The sequence below is a fragment of the Mycoavidus cysteinexigens genome, from assembly GCF_003966915.1.
GTDB lineage: Bacteria > Pseudomonadota > Gammaproteobacteria > Burkholderiales > Burkholderiaceae > Mycoavidus > Mycoavidus cysteinexigens.
Genome location: NZ_AP018150.1, coordinates 1191297 through 1211240 on the forward strand (window position 1 = coordinate 1191297; position 19944 = coordinate 1211240).

At 47.6% G+C, this 19944-nt stretch carries 11 protein-coding genes and 1 pseudogene; 8 read left to right on the forward strand and 4 right to left on the reverse strand.

Features of this window, described 5'->3' with window-relative positions; all coding sequences use genetic code 11:
* Positions 1-3: 3 nt before the first annotated feature.
* Complete coding sequence (locus MCB1EB_RS05000; protein WP_045365651.1) at positions 4-762, reverse strand: LOG family protein; 759 nt, start codon at positions 760-762, stop codon at positions 4-6.
* Positions 763-786: 24 nt separating this feature from the next.
* Between MCB1EB_RS05000 and polA the strand changes: the two genes are divergently transcribed.
* A complete protein-coding gene (gene polA, locus MCB1EB_RS05005; RefSeq protein ID WP_045362476.1) occupies positions 787-3543 on the forward strand; it encodes a DNA polymerase I in 2757 nt (918 codons plus the stop codon).
* Here the strand turns inward: polA and MCB1EB_RS05010 are convergent.
* On the reverse strand, positions 3540-3806 hold the full coding sequence (locus MCB1EB_RS05010; protein WP_045362474.1) for a hypothetical protein: 267 nt from the start codon (positions 3804-3806) through the stop codon (positions 3540-3542). The two genes, polA and MCB1EB_RS05010, sit on opposite strands and share 4 nt — an antisense overlap.
* Before the next feature lie 339 nt (positions 3807-4145).
* On the opposite strand from MCB1EB_RS05010, the gene MCB1EB_RS05015 reads away from it, so the two are divergent.
* The 7 genes from MCB1EB_RS05015 to MCB1EB_RS05045 all read left to right on the forward strand — a co-directional run bounded on the left by MCB1EB_RS05015 (position 4146) and on the right by MCB1EB_RS05045 (position 17899).
* Complete coding sequence (locus MCB1EB_RS05015) at positions 4146-5450, forward strand: NAD(P)/FAD-dependent oxidoreductase (protein WP_045362472.1); 1305 nt, start codon at positions 4146-4148, stop codon at positions 5448-5450.
* Positions 5451-5568: 118 nt separating this feature from the next.
* The gene (locus tag MCB1EB_RS05020) at positions 5569-7071 is read left to right on the forward strand and encodes an NEL-type E3 ubiquitin ligase domain-containing protein (RefSeq protein WP_045362471.1); all 1503 of its coding nucleotides are present in this window, start codon (positions 5569-5571) and stop codon (positions 7069-7071) included.
* A 201-nt stretch (positions 7072-7272) separates the two neighbouring features.
* Positions 7273-7863, forward strand: coding sequence for a hypothetical protein (locus MCB1EB_RS05025; RefSeq protein WP_045362469.1), 591 nt, complete (start codon positions 7273-7275; stop codon positions 7861-7863).
* A 229-nt stretch (positions 7864-8092) separates the two neighbouring features.
* Positions 8093-8653, forward strand: coding sequence for a hypothetical protein (locus MCB1EB_RS05030; protein ID WP_152034316.1), 561 nt, complete (start codon positions 8093-8095; stop codon positions 8651-8653).
* Between the two features lie 146 nt (positions 8654-8799).
* Complete coding sequence (locus MCB1EB_RS05035) at positions 8800-16206, forward strand: hemagglutinin repeat-containing protein (protein WP_045362465.1); 7407 nt, start codon at positions 8800-8802, stop codon at positions 16204-16206.
* A 224-nt stretch (positions 16207-16430) separates the two neighbouring features.
* Positions 16431-16934, forward strand: coding sequence for a hypothetical protein (locus MCB1EB_RS05040; RefSeq protein WP_045362463.1), 504 nt, complete (start codon positions 16431-16433; stop codon positions 16932-16934).
* Between the two features lie 314 nt (positions 16935-17248).
* Entirely contained in the window at positions 17249-17899 is a 651-nt protein-coding gene (locus MCB1EB_RS05045; protein ID WP_081953472.1) for an MATE family efflux transporter, read from the forward strand.
* Here the strand turns inward: MCB1EB_RS05045 and MCB1EB_RS05050 are convergent.
* Both MCB1EB_RS05050 and MCB1EB_RS05055 read right to left on the reverse strand, forming a co-directional pair.
* Positions 17891-18757, reverse strand: a pseudogene (locus MCB1EB_RS05050) (sulfurtransferase). The gene MCB1EB_RS05045 and the pseudogene MCB1EB_RS05050 sit on opposite strands and share 9 nt — an antisense overlap.
* Before the next feature lie 12 nt (positions 18758-18769).
* Positions 18770-19888, reverse strand: a complete 1119-nt coding sequence (locus MCB1EB_RS05055; protein WP_045362461.1) for an aromatic ring-hydroxylating oxygenase subunit alpha — start codon at positions 19886-19888, stop codon at positions 18770-18772.
* Positions 19889-19944 lie beyond the last annotated feature (56 nt).

Here is a 19944-nt window from a genome sequence, read left to right on the forward strand (position 1 = left end):
GTCTTAAATTGAAAACATGCGATCGCCATCGGATTGTTTAGTTTCTTGCGTGACCTCAGCCGATTCTTCAACCACTTCAGGGGGAATGGTGTGTTCTTCGTAAAAGGCTAAGATGGCATCGAGCACTTGATCTGGATCATCGATAACTTGTATCAAATCCAGATCCGTTTGGCTAATCAACCCCATAGGCAGCATTGCGGTGCGGAACCAATCAAGCAAACCTTGCCAAAATTTAGAGCCGACTAAAATCACCGGCACGTGCCGCGCCTTACGGGTTTGAACTAAAGTGAGGACTTCCGCCATTTCGTCTAAAGTGCCAAACCCCCCTGGCATCCCGATCACCGCATCAGAATGTTTGGTGAAAGCGACCTTGCGCGTAAAGAAATGGCGAAAGCGCAGTGAAATATCTTGAAACGGATTACCATGCTGTTCATGCGGCAATTCAATATTTAAACCAACCGATGGCGCTTTGCCGGCATGCGCCCCTTTATTCGCGGCTTCCATCAGCCCTGGGCCGCCGCCGGAAATAACCGCAAAGCCTGCATCTGAAAGCTTGCGGGCAATTTTTATCGTGAGATCATAATAGGGCGTATCGGGTTTTAAGCGCGCGGAGCCATAAATACATACCGCGGGCCGGATTTCCGATAGATATTCAGTGGCTTCGATGAACTCTGCCATAATCGTAAACATTTGCCATGATGCACGCGCTTTTTTTGCGGTAGCACGCTCTTGATCTGCAATTGCGCGTAAGCTTGGCGTCATTTTTCTATTGTTTGGCGTATTCATATGTTTGTGCAATCCAATTTAAAAGGCCAGACTTTGTTATTGGTCGATGGCTCAAGTTATTTGTATCGTGCTTATCATGCATTGCCCAATTTGCGCAGCCCCAATGCGGAACCGACTGGTGCGCTATACGGCATGATCAATATGCTGCGGCGCTTGCGCAAAGACAACCCGGCGCAGTATAGCGCGTGTGTGTTTGATGCTAAAGGTAAAACTTTTCGAGAGGACTGGTATCCCGCTTATAAAGCGCATCGTTCTTCGATGCCAGAAGACCTGGTTCAGCAGCTTGAGCCGATTCATCGCGCCGTGCGCGCTTTAGGTTGGCCATTGCTCATGGTGGATGGAGTTGAAGCTGACGATGTGATTGGCACCTTAGCGCAGCAAGCTGAGCAGGCTGGCATGAAAGTCATTATCTCAACCGGCGACAAAGACCTGACGCAATTAGTGACAAGTCAAATTACGCTAGTCAATACAATGAGCAATGAAGTGCTCGATGAAGCGGGAGTCAAGCAAAAATTTGGCGTGCCGCCAGGCTTAATTGTGGATTATTTGGCGTTAATCGGCGATACCTCAGACAATGTGCCAGGCGTTGAAAAATGCGGTCCTAAAACCGCGCTCAAATGGCTGACGCAATATGCTTCATTGGCGGGCGTGGTGGAACATGCTGCGCAAATTAGTGGCGCGGTCGGTGAGAATTTGCGCCGTGCCCTTGATTTTTTGCCTTTAGCGCGCAAGCTAATCACGGTACGCACGGATTGCGTGCTTGAGCCGCAAATTCAATCCATTGAAGCTTCACTGGCGATGCGTCCCGAAGCGCAAACGGAACTGCTAGATTTATTCACCCAGTACGGCTTTAAAAGCTGGTTGCAAGAACTCGCAGCGGCAGGCGTAGCAGGGCCTGCTAACGGCGCTTCTAGCCACTCAGTCGCGCCCGTGCTGGAAGACGCTCCGCATTATGAGAGCATATTGAGCTGGACGCAGTTCGATATCTGGTTAGAAAAAATCCAGACCGCCACATTAACTGCTTTCGATACTGAAACGACGGCGCTTGACCCGCTGCGCGCGCAGCTCGTTGGCCTTTCATTCTCAGTCGAAGTCGGTCATGCAGCTTATCTGCCGTTGGCCCATCGGGGGCCGGATATAGGCGGCGAGAGTGCCCAATTGCCCCGTGATGCTGTGCTGGAGCGGCTTAAAGAGTGGCTGCAAGATCCGACTAAAAAGAAAGTTGGCCAGCATATGAAATACGATGAGCAAGTGCTCGCCAACTATGGCATCACACTGGCCGGCATCGAGCATGACACCTTGCTTCAATCGTACGTGCTCGAATCGCATCGGAGCCATGATATGGATAGTCTGGCGTTGCGCCATCTGGACCTGAATACAATCAAATATGTCGACATTTGCGGTAAAGGCGCAGCTCAAATTGGTTTTGATCAAGTCCCGCTTGAGCAGGCAATGCAGTACGCGGCGGAAGATGCGGATGTGACGTTACGCCTACATCATGCGCTTTATCCACAACTTTCAAAAGAACCTGGCTTGCTGCATGTCTATCGTGAGATTGAAATGCCCACAGCGCGTGTACTACGCGTCATGGAGCGTAACGGCGTCCTAATTGATACTCAATTACTGGCTCAGCAAAGTCATGAGCTTGGCACGCGTCTGATGCAAGTAGAAAAAGAAGCGCACACCTTAGCTGGTGGCCCATTTAATTTGAGCTCGCCTAAGCAAATCAGTGAGATCTTTTTTGAACGCCTGCAATTGCCGGTTATCAAAAAAACCCCGGGCGGTGCGCCATCAACGGATGAAGAGGTCTTGCAAAGGCTAGCAGAAGATTATCCGCTGCCCAAATTGCTGCTTGAGCATCGTACGCTGTCAAAACTCAAAACAACTTATACGGATAAACTGCCCAAAATGGTTAACCCCCAAACGGGGCGGGTCCATACGAATTATGCGCAGGCAGTCGCAGTCACGGGACGACTTGCTTCAAATGAACCTAATTTACAAAATATTCCGGTACGTACGGCCGAAGGGCGGCGTATCCGCGCAGCCTTTATCGCCGCACCTGGATCTCAGATTGTGTCGGCAGATTATTCGCAGATTGAGCTGCGCATTATGGCGCATATTTCAGGCGATGAAAATTTATTGGGCGCTTTTGCGCGTGGTGAAGATATTCACCGGGCCAGCGCCGCCGAAATTTTTGGCATTGCGCTACAGCAGGTCTCTGATGAAGAGCGACGTGTCGCAAAAACCATTAATTTTGGCTTAATTTATGGCATGAGCGTATTTGGGCTGGCGGCAAACCTAAAACTCTCGCGTGATGCCGCTAAGGTTTATATCGATCGCTATTTCAATCGCTATCCAGGAGTTGCGCGTTATATGGACGAAACCCGCGTGCGCGCAAAAGAGCAGGGCTATGTCGAAACTGTCTTTGGCCGGCGTTTATGGTTGCCTGAGATCAATGGCGGTAGTGGGCCACGCCGTCAGGCGGCTGAGCGGGCGGCAATCAATGCACCTATGCAAGGCACTGCAGCCGATTTGATCAAACTATCGATGATTGCCGTGCAGCAGTGGTTGTATCAAGGAGTACGTCAAACCAAGCTCATCATGCAAGTCCATGATGAGCTTGTGCTTGAAGTGCCGGATGCAGAATTGGAGGAAGTGCGCGCATGCTTGCCGACCCTCATGGGCGACGTCGCGCAATTACGCGTGCCGCTGGTGGTTGAAGTGGGGGTAGGCAAAAATTGGGAAGAGGCGCATTAATAGGGCGAATTGAGCGCGAGCAAGGCTTCTCTTGAGTATTCATTTTCTGAGTTATACCCTTCTCGTGCAAGCGCAACATTTTGGCCAACACAGTGAGCTACTGGGCCTCGAGCCAGGGTGGCCCCAAAAGCTACGATGTCTTGAGGAGAACCCAGTGGGGTTGAGGTGATAGCCTGATTCTCTAATTGAACAAATTGATAAACGGAGTCTGGCGTAATGGGTTGTGAGAAAAAATCATCAGATTGACTGTCATGGGCTTGCATAATAATCGGAGAAGTGCCGGTAGTCCTTTCAAAAGCTGTTTTTGCAAAGTGAGAAAGACACCCGAGAGTGTAAGAAGGTCTTCTTATAAGTGCGGGTCTTTTGGCTTTGCTTTTGGGATCTTTAGAGATTTCTGTAGATGAGATAGGTGAATGAAGGGGGAAAGCAGAGACAAAAAAATTTCGTGACATAGATACACCATTTAAAACATAAAAAAACAAAAACTTTGAGACATTTTTTATGCCTGAATAAGTTAAAGATTATATTTGTTAGCGTATTTGCAAACGAAGCTATACTTCGTTTAACGAGCTTTAATTTCGTTTCTTATTAGGATAACGAGTATGCATCGCATTGTGATAGTAGGCGGCGGCGCCGGCGGGCTTGAGTTGGCAACCCGTTTAGGCAACCGTTTTGGCGCTCGCCAAACTGCGCACATTGTGTTGGTTGACTCTCATCCGACTCATCTGTGGAAGCCTGTGCTGCATGAAGTCGCAGCGGGTAGTATGGATCCCTTTACACATCAACTTGAATATGCCGCGCAGGCGCATTGGCATCACTTTGAATTCCGGCTTGGCGCATTAATCGGTCTTAACCGTTCGGCGAAGACCATCACGCTGGCGGCTGTCTATGATGCTAACGGCGCTGAGTTATTGCCTTCTCGCGAACTGGCTTATGACACATTGGTTATTGCCATCGGCAGCGTTACACATTTTTTCGATGTGGCGGGCGCTCAGCAATATGCACTGGCGTTGGATACCGTAGCGCAGGCGCAAGCCTGCCACCAGCGTTTACTGACGGCGTGCATGCGCGCGCAGGCAAATTTGGCTCAAGCTGCCGCTCCGCCGCGGCTTCAAATTGCCATTGTCGGCGGTGGTGCAACCGGCGTTGAATTATCGGCACAATTGCGCCAAACTGCCCAAATATTAGCCGCCTATGGCGTATCCCCGCTTGATCCTAAACAGATTTGTATCGCTATTATTGAAGCGGGGCCGCGTATCTTGCCAGCGCTGCCGGAACGCGTCTCAAAAGCCACGGCTGACTTACTGGCCAAACTCAATATTGACATTATGGTCAATGAGCAAGTCGCGAGCGTGTCTGAACGAGCACTTTTGACAGCAAGCGGCAAAACGCTAGCAACGGATCTCACGATATGGGCAGCCGGCATTAAAGCGCCGGCCATATTGAGTCAATTAGATGGGCTTGCGACCAATCCACGTGGTCAACTTAAAGTCCGCGCTACACTACAAACCGAAAGTGATCCTGACATCTTTGCATTTGGTGACTGTGCGAGTTGTTCGTGGCCTGAGAAAAAAACCACGGTTCCTCCGCGCGCACAAGCCGCGCATCAACAGGCCAATTTTTTACTGCGCGCATTAACCCGTCGCGTTAAAGGCGCGTCCCTTCCTAACTTCCATTATCGAGATTTTGGCTCACTCGTTTCACTCGGCCACTTCAGCGCGGTAGGCAATTTAATGGGCGGCATCATGGGGGGCAATTTGCTTATTGAAGGACTTTTTGCACGCTTTATGTATACGTCTTTGTACCGGATGCATATTGCGGCATTACATGGTTTTGGATGGATGGTGGCGGATACTATAGCCCATTGGTTACGCCGTTCGACCGCACCAAAAGTAAAGCTGCATTAAGATGATAAAAAAGGTTAATCCAAGCAGAATATGTGCGGCGTTATGGATTGAGGAAAAGTAGCATCGAGTTTGTTCGTAGAGAGGTAGCGAGTGCTATAAAGAAATGAGGTAAAGCGTCATGAAACGAATTCTCTTATCTATATTGATCGTATTTTTTCTCCTTGTAGGGTGTGGCGAAGGAGGGCAAGATATTGGAAAAAGTGAAAATTCAAATAATGAGACGAGTACTAATAAGACTAGTACAATCGTTAAAAACCCGGACTTGGTTGAGCTACCCGATAACTGGGCAAAATTAAAATATTGGCAGACTTTGGAGAGTCCCGGAGAAAAGCGTGGAGAAGCTGTCCTACGTATTCAGCAGTGCCATCATTGCCGAATATTAGATCTTGGCGGCCTAAATTTGACTGATTTGCCAGAAATATTGGGTGATTTTGATAATTTGAAAAATGTTTACCTTATAATTTTGAAAAATAATAAATTAAGTGAATTGCCAGGCTTCATCCAGAAGCTGAAAATTCTATTTTTTTTAGATATATCGAATAATGAAATTAGGGGAATGAAAAATTTCCCCTCTTGCTTTAATAATATTGTGATTGATATCAGAGGCAACCCAGTAGCAGATTCAATTAAAAATAAAATTAACTCTGACGCTAATAATTCTCGCAACCTAGAATACTTGGAGCATTTTATTCTGGAGGAGGCCACAGCGGATAAGATTAATGCGCTTATCGCGCGACGCTACCTTGTTAGGACCCTCCAATTCTTGGACATCTCTTCCGCTAAGGAAAATAAACCTTTCGAGAATTGGATCACCCATATTACTACTAAGGACGCGTTAAACTTTTCAGATTTCCTTCTAAGATTATCTGATACAGCGGATGCTAGAACCAGAGTGGGTTTAGAGCATCTTAAGCAACGTCTGCGTTGCGTGCTTCGGGAGCTAAAGGAACATGAAGATTTAAGCCCACTCTGCTTTGATTTTGTAAAAGAGGCTTTGGGAGAATGTGGCAATAGAGTGAGTCATGGGCTGAACTGTATTGAACAGGCATTTCTTAATGCGAGAGCTGAACGCGGTGAGATTAGCCCAAATGAATTGGTGAACATTATTGTTCAACAATTTCGTTTAAATAAACTGGAGGCAGTAATCTCCGAAAAATTAAAGCATTTGCCGTCCTCTACTCAGGTTGAAACCTATCTTGCCGTCCAGATTAACTTAAGAGATTTGTGGGATTTACTGATTCAAGAGCAAGATATGTTGTACCCGAGGCTGTCAGGCATGACAACTCCGGAGCTGGATGCAATAAGACAATTATTAGAGAACGTAGGGCGAGGGGCTGAACTTTTAAATTTCTTTGCGCATCATGCGGCTTGGCAAAACTATCTAAAAAGAACATATTCTGAAGAATTTGAATGCTATGAAACCAGGTGCAAGGCGTTACGGGATGCGTGGTCGAACAGGCCTGAAAATATGACGGAGCAACAATATATAGAAGAAGTAAATAGGATACCAGTCCAAATAGATGAAGGATTACGTGAACTATACATAAATTTGACCAAGCAAGCGCGCATTGACTTGGGCATATCGTTGTTAGAAGAAAATTTACAGAGGAATGCACTATAAACTTGATTGGTCTATAAAAATACTTTTTTGAAAAAGTATTTTGATTTAAATATAGAATATATCCTTTGTGAGGATACTTGAAAATAAAAAATAACTCTCCTATATTAAAAAAATTACTTCATTTATAAATTAAGTGACAATAACTAGTCGATACCATTAATTGATAATCTTTCTTAATTTTTAAAACCTAAGGAGAGAGCTATGGGTGCTGTAGAAAGTGTTTTGCGTGACGTGGAAAAAGTGACAATAAGACCCCTGGGAGAGGTAGCGCGGACTGTGGAGAGAGAGGCGATAAGACCTTTAGGAGAAGTTGCGCGTGATGTGGAAAGAGTAACGATAAAACCCTTAGGGCAGGTTATACGCGGTACTGAGAGAGTTGTACTCAGGCCTACAACAGAGTTTGTAAAAGAGAGCATATTGCTGATGGGGCGTACTTTAGATTTAGTAAAGCCAGACGTAGACATACCCACTAATACAGATGTGCAAGCCATGGAGGCACAGTTAAGAGAACGGGCAAAGGAGGCGTTCAATAACACAGAAGAAGAGTATTTGAAATCGCAAGGGAATCTAAACGAAAAAATTTCACAGACGCCAGCAAGTGAGGCAGAAAAGCTAAATATTTTGGGGAGGACCTATGAGTTAAACGCTAAAATACGGGATAAAGCAAAAGAGATTATAAATCAAGAAAAAGCTATTTTAAATAATCAAGCACTTACCCGTGAATATTATGCTCTTTCTTCTGAAATGAGAGAGCTAGAGAATAGGGCAAATGCATTAGTGAATGATCAATAATAAATTTATCTAAGGGTTTTATATCTGGATTTTTATTTGTTTAAATTGGTCTCAGCACTGCATATCCAGTGTTGAGACTTTTATGCCAATTACAGAAAAACTAGAGAAGACTAAAATAAAAATCACGACAACTATTAGACTAACCCCTTAAATCATCGGACATAGTCACTCACTTAAAAAAGTAAATATATGACAGTGTTTATGACGCATATGAATCTAGAGGATTATGATGAGTGCTTTTCAAGCAGTATCGTGTGCAGGAACTCGAGCTACGGTAAGACCCTTAAGGGATATTACGCGTGAATTGGATAAAGTACTACAGGGGCTTTCATCAGAAAAAGTGACTCCTGGGAAAATGACGACGGCCGAACATTTAGAAAGGATCGCACGTGATTTAAACCAGTCATTAATGACTCCTGTAGGTGTCTGTGCAAGTAAAACGCTATCACTGATGGCTCGCCTGACGCATTTAGTTGAACAGATTGAAGAGAAAATAAAATCTGGTGCAGAGATGGAAGCCGAGCAAAGTATTTTAGCCGAAATGGCGGCAGATACAGTCCAACTGCAAAGAAAAATAAATGACGAAAGGTTAGCAACGCCACTCTCTTCAACAGAGGACCTGAATATTCTAGATGGTTTTAATGGAGAGGCTAATAAAATTCGAGGCACGATAAAGCATCTTCAGGAGAGTATTGAACTGGTTCAGGACAATGCGGCGCTCATTGAAAAAAACCAAGCCCTTAAGCAAAAAATTAGTGAGTTAAAAAATAATGCTTTGGCTAGAGCATAACGTGAAGCCGAGCCACCGCTTATCAGAGGCATTATGTGTGATGGTTATGGACAGACCCCCTATGCTTGGGGAGGGCGGCCTCGAGGTTTTTCAAAAAAACACAGCTTTTTTCTGCGCGCTTTGCTATATGCAAGGAGAGTCTGATCATGAACCCCATTCAGAATACGACCCAGCTTTTTCAGTCATCCTCAATTTCTGTTCGCCAACCGACGACGTCCCCCGCAGATACCCGCGAGCCTGTGCCTGAAGAAAACGCATTGCCGGCAACTGAGCCAGAATGGGCGATTGTGCGCAGTCCACAGCCACAGAGTGACCTAACGCTAAAAATAGTCCTGAATGAAGTCACCGGAGAGATGCCATCTCAGCCCAATATGATCGTTAAGATTGCTGGGCAGCCGGCCGAAATGTCCTATGTCAATGCTCATGGCGTGTCTTATTGGGGCTACCGTTTTCTTAACAGTGGCCACATTGCGTTGACAACAGGTTCGCCGATTTGGGGACAGAGCGGCGGTCTTGAAACACTGCATGTGACCGAAGGGCAAATTACAATCCGTTCGGGGGCAAAACTGAAGTTGCTTGAACAGCTGGATGTAATTGCCTATAGCATCAAAATAGAAGGTCAAGTACAGGCGAAGCGCATTCATTTATTCAGCGGAGCCAACTGGCTTAATTACGCGGAAACTGGCTATTGGAAGCGTGCCATTGGCCCGCTGACTGAGCCCCCCAAAACCCCTGATCCGGGCCAGTTGATCCTAGCCCAACACGCTAAGGTATGCGCGGAGAGAGGACTCAGGGTTTCGAGTTCGGGTGACGTAGTGAATCGGGGTAGCCTGCATACAAATAAAGGCGATTTGAGATTGAATAGCGCCAGCAATTTCAATAATGACCATGGTTTGGTCAATATCTCAGCGGGGACGGGCGCACTCACCATAGACGTGGCAGCTTTAAGCAACCAGAGTGGACGCATCCTCCATCAAGGTGAAGGCAAAAAGGTTGAAATTAAAGCAACTTATTTGAACAGTCAGGCCGGAGTCATTGGATCAAATAACGATCTGGAGTTAAAAGCAACTGCGCTGGAAGATCCTGGCATCATCAAAGCCAAGCGTGATCTCTCGGTATCGCTACAGGAGGGCTATACGCATACTGACCACCAAGCTTTGCAAGCAGGGCGTCATTTAACGTTTCAGACCAAGAGTAAATTAATTAACCAAAGCGCTTTGCATAGCCATGGGGAAATGCAAATTTCTGCAGTGGAGATTGAAACCCATGCAGAGTCTTCAATCGATAGCACTAGTACCACCGTTATAGCCGAAAAACTCAAAAACCAAGGCGTGATAAGTGGCGGGGCGGTAAGGGCTGAGGCGCAACTCTTAAGTAATGAGAACGGCAAAATTGAAGCCTCAAGCAAGACAGGAAAGCTGATCGTTAAGGCCGATGAAATTAAAAATAACGCAGCGCAAATTATTAACCGAGGTAACGGCAAAACACAAATTTCGGCGACCAGAAAAATTGAGAACCTTCAAGCTGGTGTTATTTTTGGCACGGGCGAGACAGAGCTCACGGCTCAATCTATTGTGAATTACTCAGACAGTCAGGATGAGCGGTCTAAAGTAAGTCAGGTTGGCGCAAGCAGCGTTATTGCAAGTTCAGGCCACCTCACACTCAGGGCGCAAACGCTAGAAAACCGACTCAGCACGATTTATCGCGGCGATCTGACTGCGATACCGGCCGGTACGATGGCTGACAGAGGAAAGGCATGGATAGATGAGGTTAAAAAGTGTCAAGCACCAGCAGCGCAAGTGAGCGATCAGCTTGCACTGACATTCGATAAAACCCCTGCAAAACTCGAACTGAGAGCCGTCAATGAGTTAACTAATGACGGCGGGCATATCGTGCATGCTGGCGGTGGCGATACACGGATTATTGCAGGCCAACTCAAAAATAATACGGTACATGATGAGCAGGCCGAGTGGCCAGGCTTGGTAATGGGTTACGGCAATGTCACGATAACTGCACAGAGTGTATTGAATGGCCAAGCCAATCAGATGTTGGCCGGTCAAAATCTCAATCTAGAGGTAGCTCATGAGGGCTTAGGGGGACGCTCGATGGTAGATCTTTCCGTCTCCTCGAAAAGGGCATCTAATGCGCCCCATGAAGACAATGTACCCGTACTAACTAAAGGCGATTTTGTTAATCAAGGAATAGTGCAAAGCGGACAGCAGACGTCGCTTCACTCTATGAATATTGATAACCAATCAGAGGCTCTGATTACGGGGCCTCAGGTGCTTCTCAAAGCAGAAGATACGTTGAGCAATAAAGGGCTGATCTATGGCGACACGGTTGCCTTGAGCGCTCAGACTTTAAGTAACTTTGAGACAAAATATACTGTCAATGGATATAAGCCAAGCGTCATTGCAGCAGATAAAAGCCTGAATATAGGTGCTAACTGGCTTAAAAACGAAGATCATAGCCTGCTATTCAGTGGTGGCGATATGGCGCTTGGCCTGCGGCTTAATGCACAAAACCAAGCGACGGATAAGGCGCTGCGCATAACTAACTCATCCGCAACGATTGATGCGGTAGGCCAACTTTCGATTAATACCTTTCGGCTCATCAATAAAACGGCTTATTTCAAAACTCGAGAGCGCGTAATCGATGAGCAATTCATTGTAGAAGTGCAACCTGAAGGTTCAACCCAGCGTTATCGCCTTGACCAACTGACATGGGATGCAAGCCGGGGAGGTCGTCAAGTTGTGAAAGACGGAAGTGCTGCTCCTTTCGCTGACTACACTGAATACGGCTATATGCGGATCGTAAAAGATACGGTCGTAGAAGAAATCCAGCCAGCCACGATCCAAGCGGGCGGCGATATGAAATTGTCTGGCCAGGTTCGCAATGACAAAAGCAAGATAATCGCAGGCGGCGACATCTCCCATCTGGATGACAGTTTCGAGATGGATCAAAATCGTGACGCGATCAACTTAATTACCCAAATAGATGTGGGACTTTCTCGCTATACGCGCAGTGATTGGCGCGGCCATTTAAGAGGGCGAGAGCGTACGCATAGTGACTTTATTGACTATAGAGCTCCTCCTATTACACAGCAACGAAAATTAGATCTCGCCACTCAGGCAGAAGGTAGGCTGGTTCAGCACGAAAAACCGGATCTATTAAGAATACAAGCTCACGATACGAACGGTACGGTGATGGTGCGCGATGCAACAAGCCAGAATAGCTTAATTGTCCCGCTCCTACCTACCAGTGGCATGCATATTGTGCAGACTGCACCTGAGTATCCGTTTTTAGTCGAGCTCGACCCGCGCTTTAACCATGCTGACTTACCGTTATCGAGTAATTATCTATTAAGCCTGGTTGGCATTAATCCGAGACACGCGCCTAAACGCCTAGGGAGCGGTTTTTATGAGCAGCAACTCATACGTGACCAAAGCATCGCCTTGGTGGGTCAATATGCACTGTCATATCAAAGGAATCAAAGAGCTGGATACCAAGCTTTAATGAGAGCTGGCGCAGAATATGCACAGCAGGCTAACCTACAATTAGGCATGCCCTTGACGATTGAGCAGCAAGCGTCGTTACCCCATGATATGGTTTGGCTGGTGAAGCAAACGGTTAGGCTGCCTAATGGTTCTGAGCAAACGGTACTCGCGCCGCAATTGTATCTCTCCAGCGCACGCATCAATGTACCGCGGCTAGGAGGCTCTGGTATAGCCGCGCGCGAGATTGATTTGGCCAGCCACGGCATGATTAGAAATGCCGGCACGATGATCAGTACCGGGAGAATCAATCTTAACGCGCAAAATATTGTTAACCAACGCGGCGCAATCGTCAGCTTAGATAATATCTCTTTACATGCTAGCGAAGATATTGACAGCCGCGCCGGCACACTTGCCGGCAAACAAATTGCCCTGGAAGCCGGGCGTGATATCCATCTACAAAGTCAAACTCATACGACCCACGCATCTAGCGGTAGCCGGACTACGCTAGATGGCTTAAGCCGTATTCAAGCGGAGCAACTGGAGGCCCGTGCTAAAAGGGATCTTAACCTAGCGGCAACTCACATCGAGGTCAGTCAAGCTGCAACTTTAGAAGCGGGACATAACCTCACATTAGGCACAGCCGCTACCGCAGCGCAGCAACAATTGACATGGGACGAGCATAACTCGTTAAGCCAAAGCAAAAAAACCGAAGTGGGTACGCACATTCAAACGGGTGGGTCACTTGAGCTTAAGGCGGGCCATGATATTAATGCGTTTGGCGCTCATGTGCATGCAGGGGAAGCACTTTCTATCAAAGCGGGCGGAGATATTAACCTGGCCGCAGCTGATGAAGAGCACGCTTTTGCGGAATCCCGATACCATGAATTTAATCATTTATTATCTTCTTCGAGCGAATTAAGCCGAACTCAGCAGTATAAAAAACAAGCATTGAACACGACTTTCTCGGGCGATACCGTCTGGATGGAAGCTGGGCATGATCTCAGTGTTACGGGCTCAAACATAGTCGGTATGCGTGATGTGGACTTATATGCTGACAATGACATCAAACTAAAAGCGGCCCAGCAGATTGAAAAAGCGAGCCATTACTCAGTCAAAGAGCGCTCAGGGCTATTAGACAGCGGTGGTTTAGGCTACACCATTGGCGAGCGCGAACAAACGGAGGCATTAGAAGCTGAAAGCACGCCGTATATCGGCACTGTAATTGGCAGTGTGTCAGGCCAGATCCTGGCCCTAGCTGGCCGCGAATATCAACAAAGCGGCAGCCAGCTGGTCGCGCCTGCGGGCAATATCCGGGCTAAAGCGCTTAAAGGCACAGTCGATGCAGTCCATGAACAAGGCCGACGTTGGCAGCATAGCGAATTGCGTCAATCTGGCTTGACCGTTGCCGCGGGCGCACCGGTGCTTGCTGCTGCGCAAACCAGCCAGCAAATGCTTGAAGCCAGCACTCAAGTGAGTGATTCACGGATGCAAATTTTAGCCGCTGGTGCAGGCGCACTCGCGCTTAAAAACGCCTATGACGCGGTCCAAGCAGATCCTAGAGCAGCCGGCGGCGCTACCGTCAGCGCAATGATGGGCGAAAGTAGCCATGAATTTCAGCAAACTCAGCTGAGCGCAATGGCATTGGGCAGCACAATCACGGCGGGCGGTACTGTGGTCCTCGAGATGGAAGGTTTAGGCGAAAGATCAACCCTCGATATCATAGGTTCTCAAATTGAAGCCAAGCAAGATGTTAAGCTCAAAGTAGAAGGTCTGTTAAAAATTGAGGCAGCGCCTAATACCTTTGCCCAGCACAGTGAGCAGCACAGTCAAAGTAACGCGGCAGGGGTGGTGGCAACTCTCGGAGTCCATAGCTCAGCAGGTGCCTCGGCCGCAGTCAGCAGTGGATGCGGCCACGCAGACGGAGTTGAAGTCAGTCTTACGCCAGCTCAGATCAAAGCCGGTCGTAAGCTGGTCTTAACCACACAAAGCGATGTTCACTTAAAAGGTGCTCAGCTCTCGGGTCAGCAAGTCGAAGCCAGCATCGAAGGTAACCTGGAAATTGAAAGCGTGCAGAACGCGAATGCATATAACAGCCGCTATCAAAGTATCAGCGGCAGCGCCACAGCCGGCCCTGCCTCTGCGGTGAGCATTAATTTCTCACAACAAAAGCTAAACAGTAATTATCTGAGCGTAGCGGAGCAAGCGGGCATTCAAGCCGGTTCAGGAGGCTTCCAGATTGAAGTCAAAGGCGATACGAAACTGCTTGGTAGCATGATCGCAAGTACAGATCAAGCGATTGAAGAGGGCAAGAATCAATTTACAACGGGTACTTTAGCGGCTAGGGGTATAGAGAATCAAGCGCACTACGACGCAAGCAGCCTGAGCTTAGGCATCGGGTACAGCAAAGGCGGCCAAGACGTGGGTTCGAACCAACGCGGTCAAGCGGTTACGCCGGCACATAGCGGTAATCAGTTGACGAGTTTAAAAGGCGCTAGCGCCTCGATGCCGATAGCGATGCGGGCTTCGGGTCAAGCCGCGTCAACTACTCAAAGTGCGATTAGCGGTGCGGAAATTGTAATTACGAATGAGCCGCGGCAAAAGGCCCTGACGGGGCAAAGCGCGGCACAGACAATTGCCAGCCTGAACCGCAATCCGGCACAGAGTCATGCGGCGTTAGAGCACATTTTTAAACGGACTGAGATTGAAGCTGGCTTTGATATCGTCAATGCATTAGGTCGGGAAACGAGTACATTCATCGTCAATAGGGCCAGGGATGCGGATCATAAGATCGAGCAAGCCAGGGATATGGAGGTACGGGCCACTGAAGAGGTAATGCCGGTAGAGCAGCAACAGGCATTACGTGAAATGGCGGTTGAATTGCGCACCCAGGCGCAAGTGCTGAATAAGCAATGGGGGCCAGGTGGCTTAAACCGGCGGATATTGACAGCGTTAACCGCGGCGGCTTCTGGCAATGTAACGGGTGCAACCGCACAGTTTACTCAGGCAGCGGCGCTAAACTATTTGCAAAGCCTGGGCGCAGAAAAAATCAAGCATATTGCGGATAGCCTGAATAATGAAACGATGCGCGTTGCCTTGCATGGAGCTCTGGCTTATGGCGGCGCAGTCGCACAGGGCCAATCGGGTGGCTCAGCTGCCTTGGGTGCCAGTGCAAGTGTCCTGGTGAATAACCTGTTAGGCCCCGTAGAAGGTCTGTCTGAACAGGAAAAAGCCGCGCGCAAGAATATCGTTACTAGTCTGGTGGCAGGGATGGCAAGTGCAGGGGGGGCAGATGCTGCATTAGCACAGAATGCGGCGCAGATTGAAACAGAAAATAATGCCGTGGCGGCACTAGCGGCACCGTTAGTGGTAACTCCACCCGGGCTTGCTGTATTAGGCGCGTTGGCTGCGGCCGTAGTGGTAGGGGGCGTCTATGAGACTTATAAAAAAGATCAAGAAAATAAGGATGACGATCAGTTAATACAACCGCCACCACCGATGTTCACGCCTACGGAACCGCCACAGCCGTCTCAGATTCCAGGCAGGGAGTGGCATCAGGATGAAGAAGTGTTGCCTGAAGGCATGCCTAATCAATCTGAGGAGCATATCGTTCAGCCTTTGACGACGCCAAATCAATCCGGAGCATATACGGTAGCGCCCCTGATAAATCCGATTGCTGAAGCGCTAGAGAAACTCGGGAATTTGATTTTTAGCGAAAATAATAATAGAGAAAATGCTCTAGATAAGCCTCCACTTAATTATGCACCTACCTCTAAACACGATAAATTAGGTGGATGGGGAAGCAGAATGGATCTGAGTGATGCAGAAGCAAAGGAAGTGTTGGACAATTCAATTCAAAATGGTAAGCAAAGATATGGAGTACGTAATGGGCAGGTGTATGAGTTTCAGCCAGATAATGTGGGCGGATGGCATGGCTATCCTATGCGAGGAGCGGATACTGCCCCTGCCGCTGTGCTTAGACAATTATCCGCACAAGGTCTTATTAGCAAATCTGAATACAAGAAATTAACTAAAGGAACTGGGTGGATGAGGAAGTAGAATGGATCTGAGTGATATAAAAACAAAGGAAGTTTTGGACAATTTAATTCAACGCATGGAGTATGTAATGGGCGGGTGTATGAGTTTCAGCCAGATAATATGGACGGGTGGCATGGCATATCCTATGCAAGGAGCGGATACTCCCCCGTCGCTGTGCTGAGGCAATTATCCGCACAAGGTCTTATTAGCAAATCTGAATACAAGAAATTAACTAAAGGAAAATGATGTACAAGCTCGACTTGAAGATTAAAAAGCTAGATCCTAGCCAATATATTGATACCCCTTCTGAAGACGAAGTGTATGCAGATATTTCACTCGACGTTTTATTAGATGGAAGGAAAATATTAAATATATTCAATATTAGATGGGATGTAATGTGCTTATTGAGATGGTTTATTGAAAACAAAGAGTCTATTCTTTTTGAATCTCCATTGGATTTGATTAAGAGTGATTTTTCTATTGCATATGGAATTTGGAATTATCTTGATCTGGTTGACCTAGATACTGTCAAAGACTCAGACATGGATTTGGTATTTGATTATAAAACTCGCCATGGATTAGTATTTGCCTTGCGTGGGGTTGATGTAAATAACGTCTATATTGGTCGGGCAACCAAAGGTTATGAAATATCGTACTCTCATGATGATTATCATTGGACTTGCATAGTAGATTTGCCTGAATTTATTGCGTCTGTTGAGGATTACTATATGAAGCTAAAAAACCAGTAGTCGTGAAGGAGAAATTCTTAGCGGATCTTTGGCATGAAGGGCAAATGGTGTGGAACTGGCTTTACCCTTGAGAAACGAATCCCTTGTATAGAAAACAGATGTTAAGCAGTACTTTCTCAGGAAAAAGTTGGGATCCGTTTAGGTCCAAGAGTTTTTGTATGTTGACTTAGCGCAAGCGGGAAGAACCTTAGGACCCAATGGCAAGCCGCTATTAGACTCTAGTTTGTTGGTAGCTAAACAAGCAACTGCACGTGCCCCAATCTCAAGCCAAGCAATCGCTATGACTATAAGCAGTAACAGATTGACTATTTAAGGTGGGAGCACCTATCGCTCTTATCTACGGATCTGAAGCGGCAATTACGTCTGTGGCGACAATTTTAATAGGGATGTTCGGGGCAACTGCATTAGCGGCCTCAAATGTGGTTAATCAACTCGTCACCGTTGTGTATCAGATTAACATTGGTTTGTCTCACGGCTCTTCGGTTCTTATAAGTCATGCAGTTGCGAATGATCGGTATCATGAAGTTCGCGGGATCGCAGGTCGAACGTTCAAATTAAGCTTTGCCTTCTTGATGATCGTTGGCATACTCTACCTGCTTGCGCCGAGATGGATATTATTTCCATTTCTAGGGTCGGCTAGCGAGGCCGCCGTGTTTACCGTTGCTATGAGCTTACTATGGTTTGCGGTCGCTCACCAATTTGCTAATGGCTCGCAAAATATCTGTATCGGTTTGCTGCGTGGTCTTGGGGATACCAAAACAGGCCTTATAAACACATCTGTCGGATATTGGCTAGTAGGAATCCCAGCTATGGTTGCATGCGGATATTGGGCAAACTGGGGAGAAAACGGAATTTGGCTTGGCCGCAGTATTGGTTTTGGGGTTACAGGTTTATTGCTGTGGCGTCGCTTTATAGCTACCTCGAGTCTTTCGATTCATGACAAGGGTCAGGTTGCATTAAGATGAAGCAGTCACCACGGGCCGCTCGGGATCACTGCACCATTCACTCCATGATCCAGGATACAGCATTGCTCCAGGCAAACCTGCAATCTCCATTGCTAGCGCATGCAAACAAGCAGTCACCCCCGACCCGCACTGCAAGATAACCTGTTGCGCAGGTTTGTCGCCTAATAGCACATTAAATTCATCGCGTAAAACAGGCGCTGATTTAAAATGACCATCGCTGGTCAGGTTATCTTGAAAAAACCGATTGAGCGCTCCCGGAATATGGCCGCCAACCGCATCTAGCGTTTCGTTTTCACCCCGATAACGTCCAGCAGAGCGTGCATCGATAAGTGTGTATTCACGCGTCTCCAGATTGCGCATTACGGTGGCTACATCGACTGTCTGCGCTAGCGGCGTAGCAGGTTTAAAGTCTCCTGTACGCAGGTCGGGCAATGTATCAGAAAGCGGTAACCCAACTTTGCGCCAGGCTTGTAACCCGCCGTCAAGTAAAGCTACTACTGCATGGCCTAACCACCGTAATAGTCACCATAACCGCGCTGCGAAAATCCCGCCTTGGGTGTCATATACAATTACTTGATGTTGATTTTGCAGGCCATAGGACGCTAATGCCTGCGCCAGTGTGGTGCGCTCAGGCAATGGGTGACGTCCATTGTGTCCTGTGCGAGGACCGGAAAGAGTTTCGCCAAGATGGAGATAATGCGCGCCAGGCAAGTGCTCAGTGTTGTAAGCACGTTTGCCCGCAGTGTCGTCAGTGAGATCGAAACTACAATCAAAAATAATGATGGTTTCGGGTTTGCTTGCTATCAGCGCTGCAAGCTGGGCCGCGCTGATTAATGTTGTATAGCGAGGAGTAGACATAAAAAGGTCCCATTAGGCAGCTAAACTCTCCTCTATATTACCTAATTGGCGCCGTAAAAACTGATGAAAATGCCGCATTCCATCTTCTAGCGGACTTTGATAGGGCCCAACCTCAGAGATGCCGCGTTCCATAAGGGCGGCACGCCCAGCATCCATACGCCTGGCAATTTCATCATCTTCAGTTACGGTTTCCATATACGCTGCGCGTTCAGCCGCAACTAATTCAGGCTCAAACAGTGCAATCTCTTCCGGGTAATAAAATTCGACGATGTTGGTTGTATGCCGAGGGCCACGTGGTATCAGCGTTGAGACCACCAGCACATGTGGATACCATTCAATCATCAGATTAGGGTAGTACATCATCCAAATTGCGCCGTGCTGCGGCAACTTGCCTTGGTTAAAACGCAAAAGCGCATCTTGCCATTTTCGGTAGGCTGGACTGCCCGCTTGGCTAAGCGCTTGGTGGGTGCCCACTGTTTGCACGCTATACCAATCGCCAAATTGCCATTCTAATTGGTCGCAAGATACAAAGTGACTCAGCCCAGGGTGAAACGGCGCAACGTGATAATCTTCTAGATAAACCTCGACAAATGTTTTCCAATTGTAATTGCATTCGTGGACTTCAACATGGTTAAATAAGTAACCAGAGAAATCCAAATGAGAGTTAGAAAGCATCGCCAGATCATGCAGCGGGTTGCGCCCATTCGTATCAAATAACAACCCGCGCCAGTTATGCAGGGTCGTACGATCCAGGTTTAAGCAGGGACGATCAGGAAAATGCGGTGCGCCCAATAACTCCCCATTTAAGGCGTAGGTCCAGCGATGCAGCGGGCAGACGATATTTTCTGTTTGCCCCTGGCCCTCTAACAAAATAGCTTGGCGGTGACGGCACACATTTGATAAAAGCTCAACCGCGCCACTTTTTTGGCGCACCAGCACCCGTGCATTACGTTCGCAGGGTAACGTAAAATAAGCGCCAGCCTCAGGCACCATCAATTCATGGCCGACATAGCGAGGCCCGCGCTGAAAAAGCGTTGCAAGTTCGCGCTCGTAAAGCGCCTCATCAAAATAAGCACTAACAGGGAGTTGCTCGCAGGATAACTTGGGCAGGGCGCTGCTCAGATTAAACATCTACTTTTCGTTAAAAAAGTCGGCAATTATACCGCTCTCTTCAGCGAACAACGCCC

Coding starts and splice junctions, on each gene's coding strand:
- MCB1EB_RS05020 (WP_045362471.1), top strand. CDS start 5,569: ATGAAACGAATTCTCTTATCTATATTGATCGTATTTTTTCTCCTTGTA.
- MCB1EB_RS05015 (WP_045362472.1), top strand. CDS start 4,146: ATGCATCGCATTGTGATAGTAGGCGGCGGCGCCGGCGGGCTTGAGTTG.
- MCB1EB_RS05030 (WP_152034316.1), top strand. CDS start 8,093: ATGAGTGCTTTTCAAGCAGTATCGTGTGCAGGAACTCGAGCTACGGTA.
- MCB1EB_RS05055 (WP_045362461.1), bottom strand. CDS start 19,888: ATGTTTAATCTGAGCAGCGCCCTGCCCAAGTTATCCTGCGAGCAACTC.
- MCB1EB_RS05025 (WP_045362469.1), top strand. CDS start 7,273: ATGGGTGCTGTAGAAAGTGTTTTGCGTGACGTGGAAAAAGTGACAATA.
- MCB1EB_RS05035 (WP_045362465.1), top strand. CDS start 8,800: ATGAACCCCATTCAGAATACGACCCAGCTTTTTCAGTCATCCTCAATT.
- MCB1EB_RS05000 (WP_045365651.1), bottom strand. CDS start 762: ATGACGCCAAGCTTACGCGCAATTGCAGATCAAGAGCGTGCTACCGCA.
- MCB1EB_RS05040 (WP_045362463.1), top strand. CDS start 16,431: ATGTACAAGCTCGACTTGAAGATTAAAAAGCTAGATCCTAGCCAATAT.
- MCB1EB_RS05010 (WP_045362474.1), bottom strand. CDS start 3,806: ATGCAAGCCCATGACAGTCAATCTGATGATTTTTTCTCACAACCCATT.
- polA (WP_045362476.1), top strand. CDS start 787: ATGTTTGTGCAATCCAATTTAAAAGGCCAGACTTTGTTATTGGTCGAT.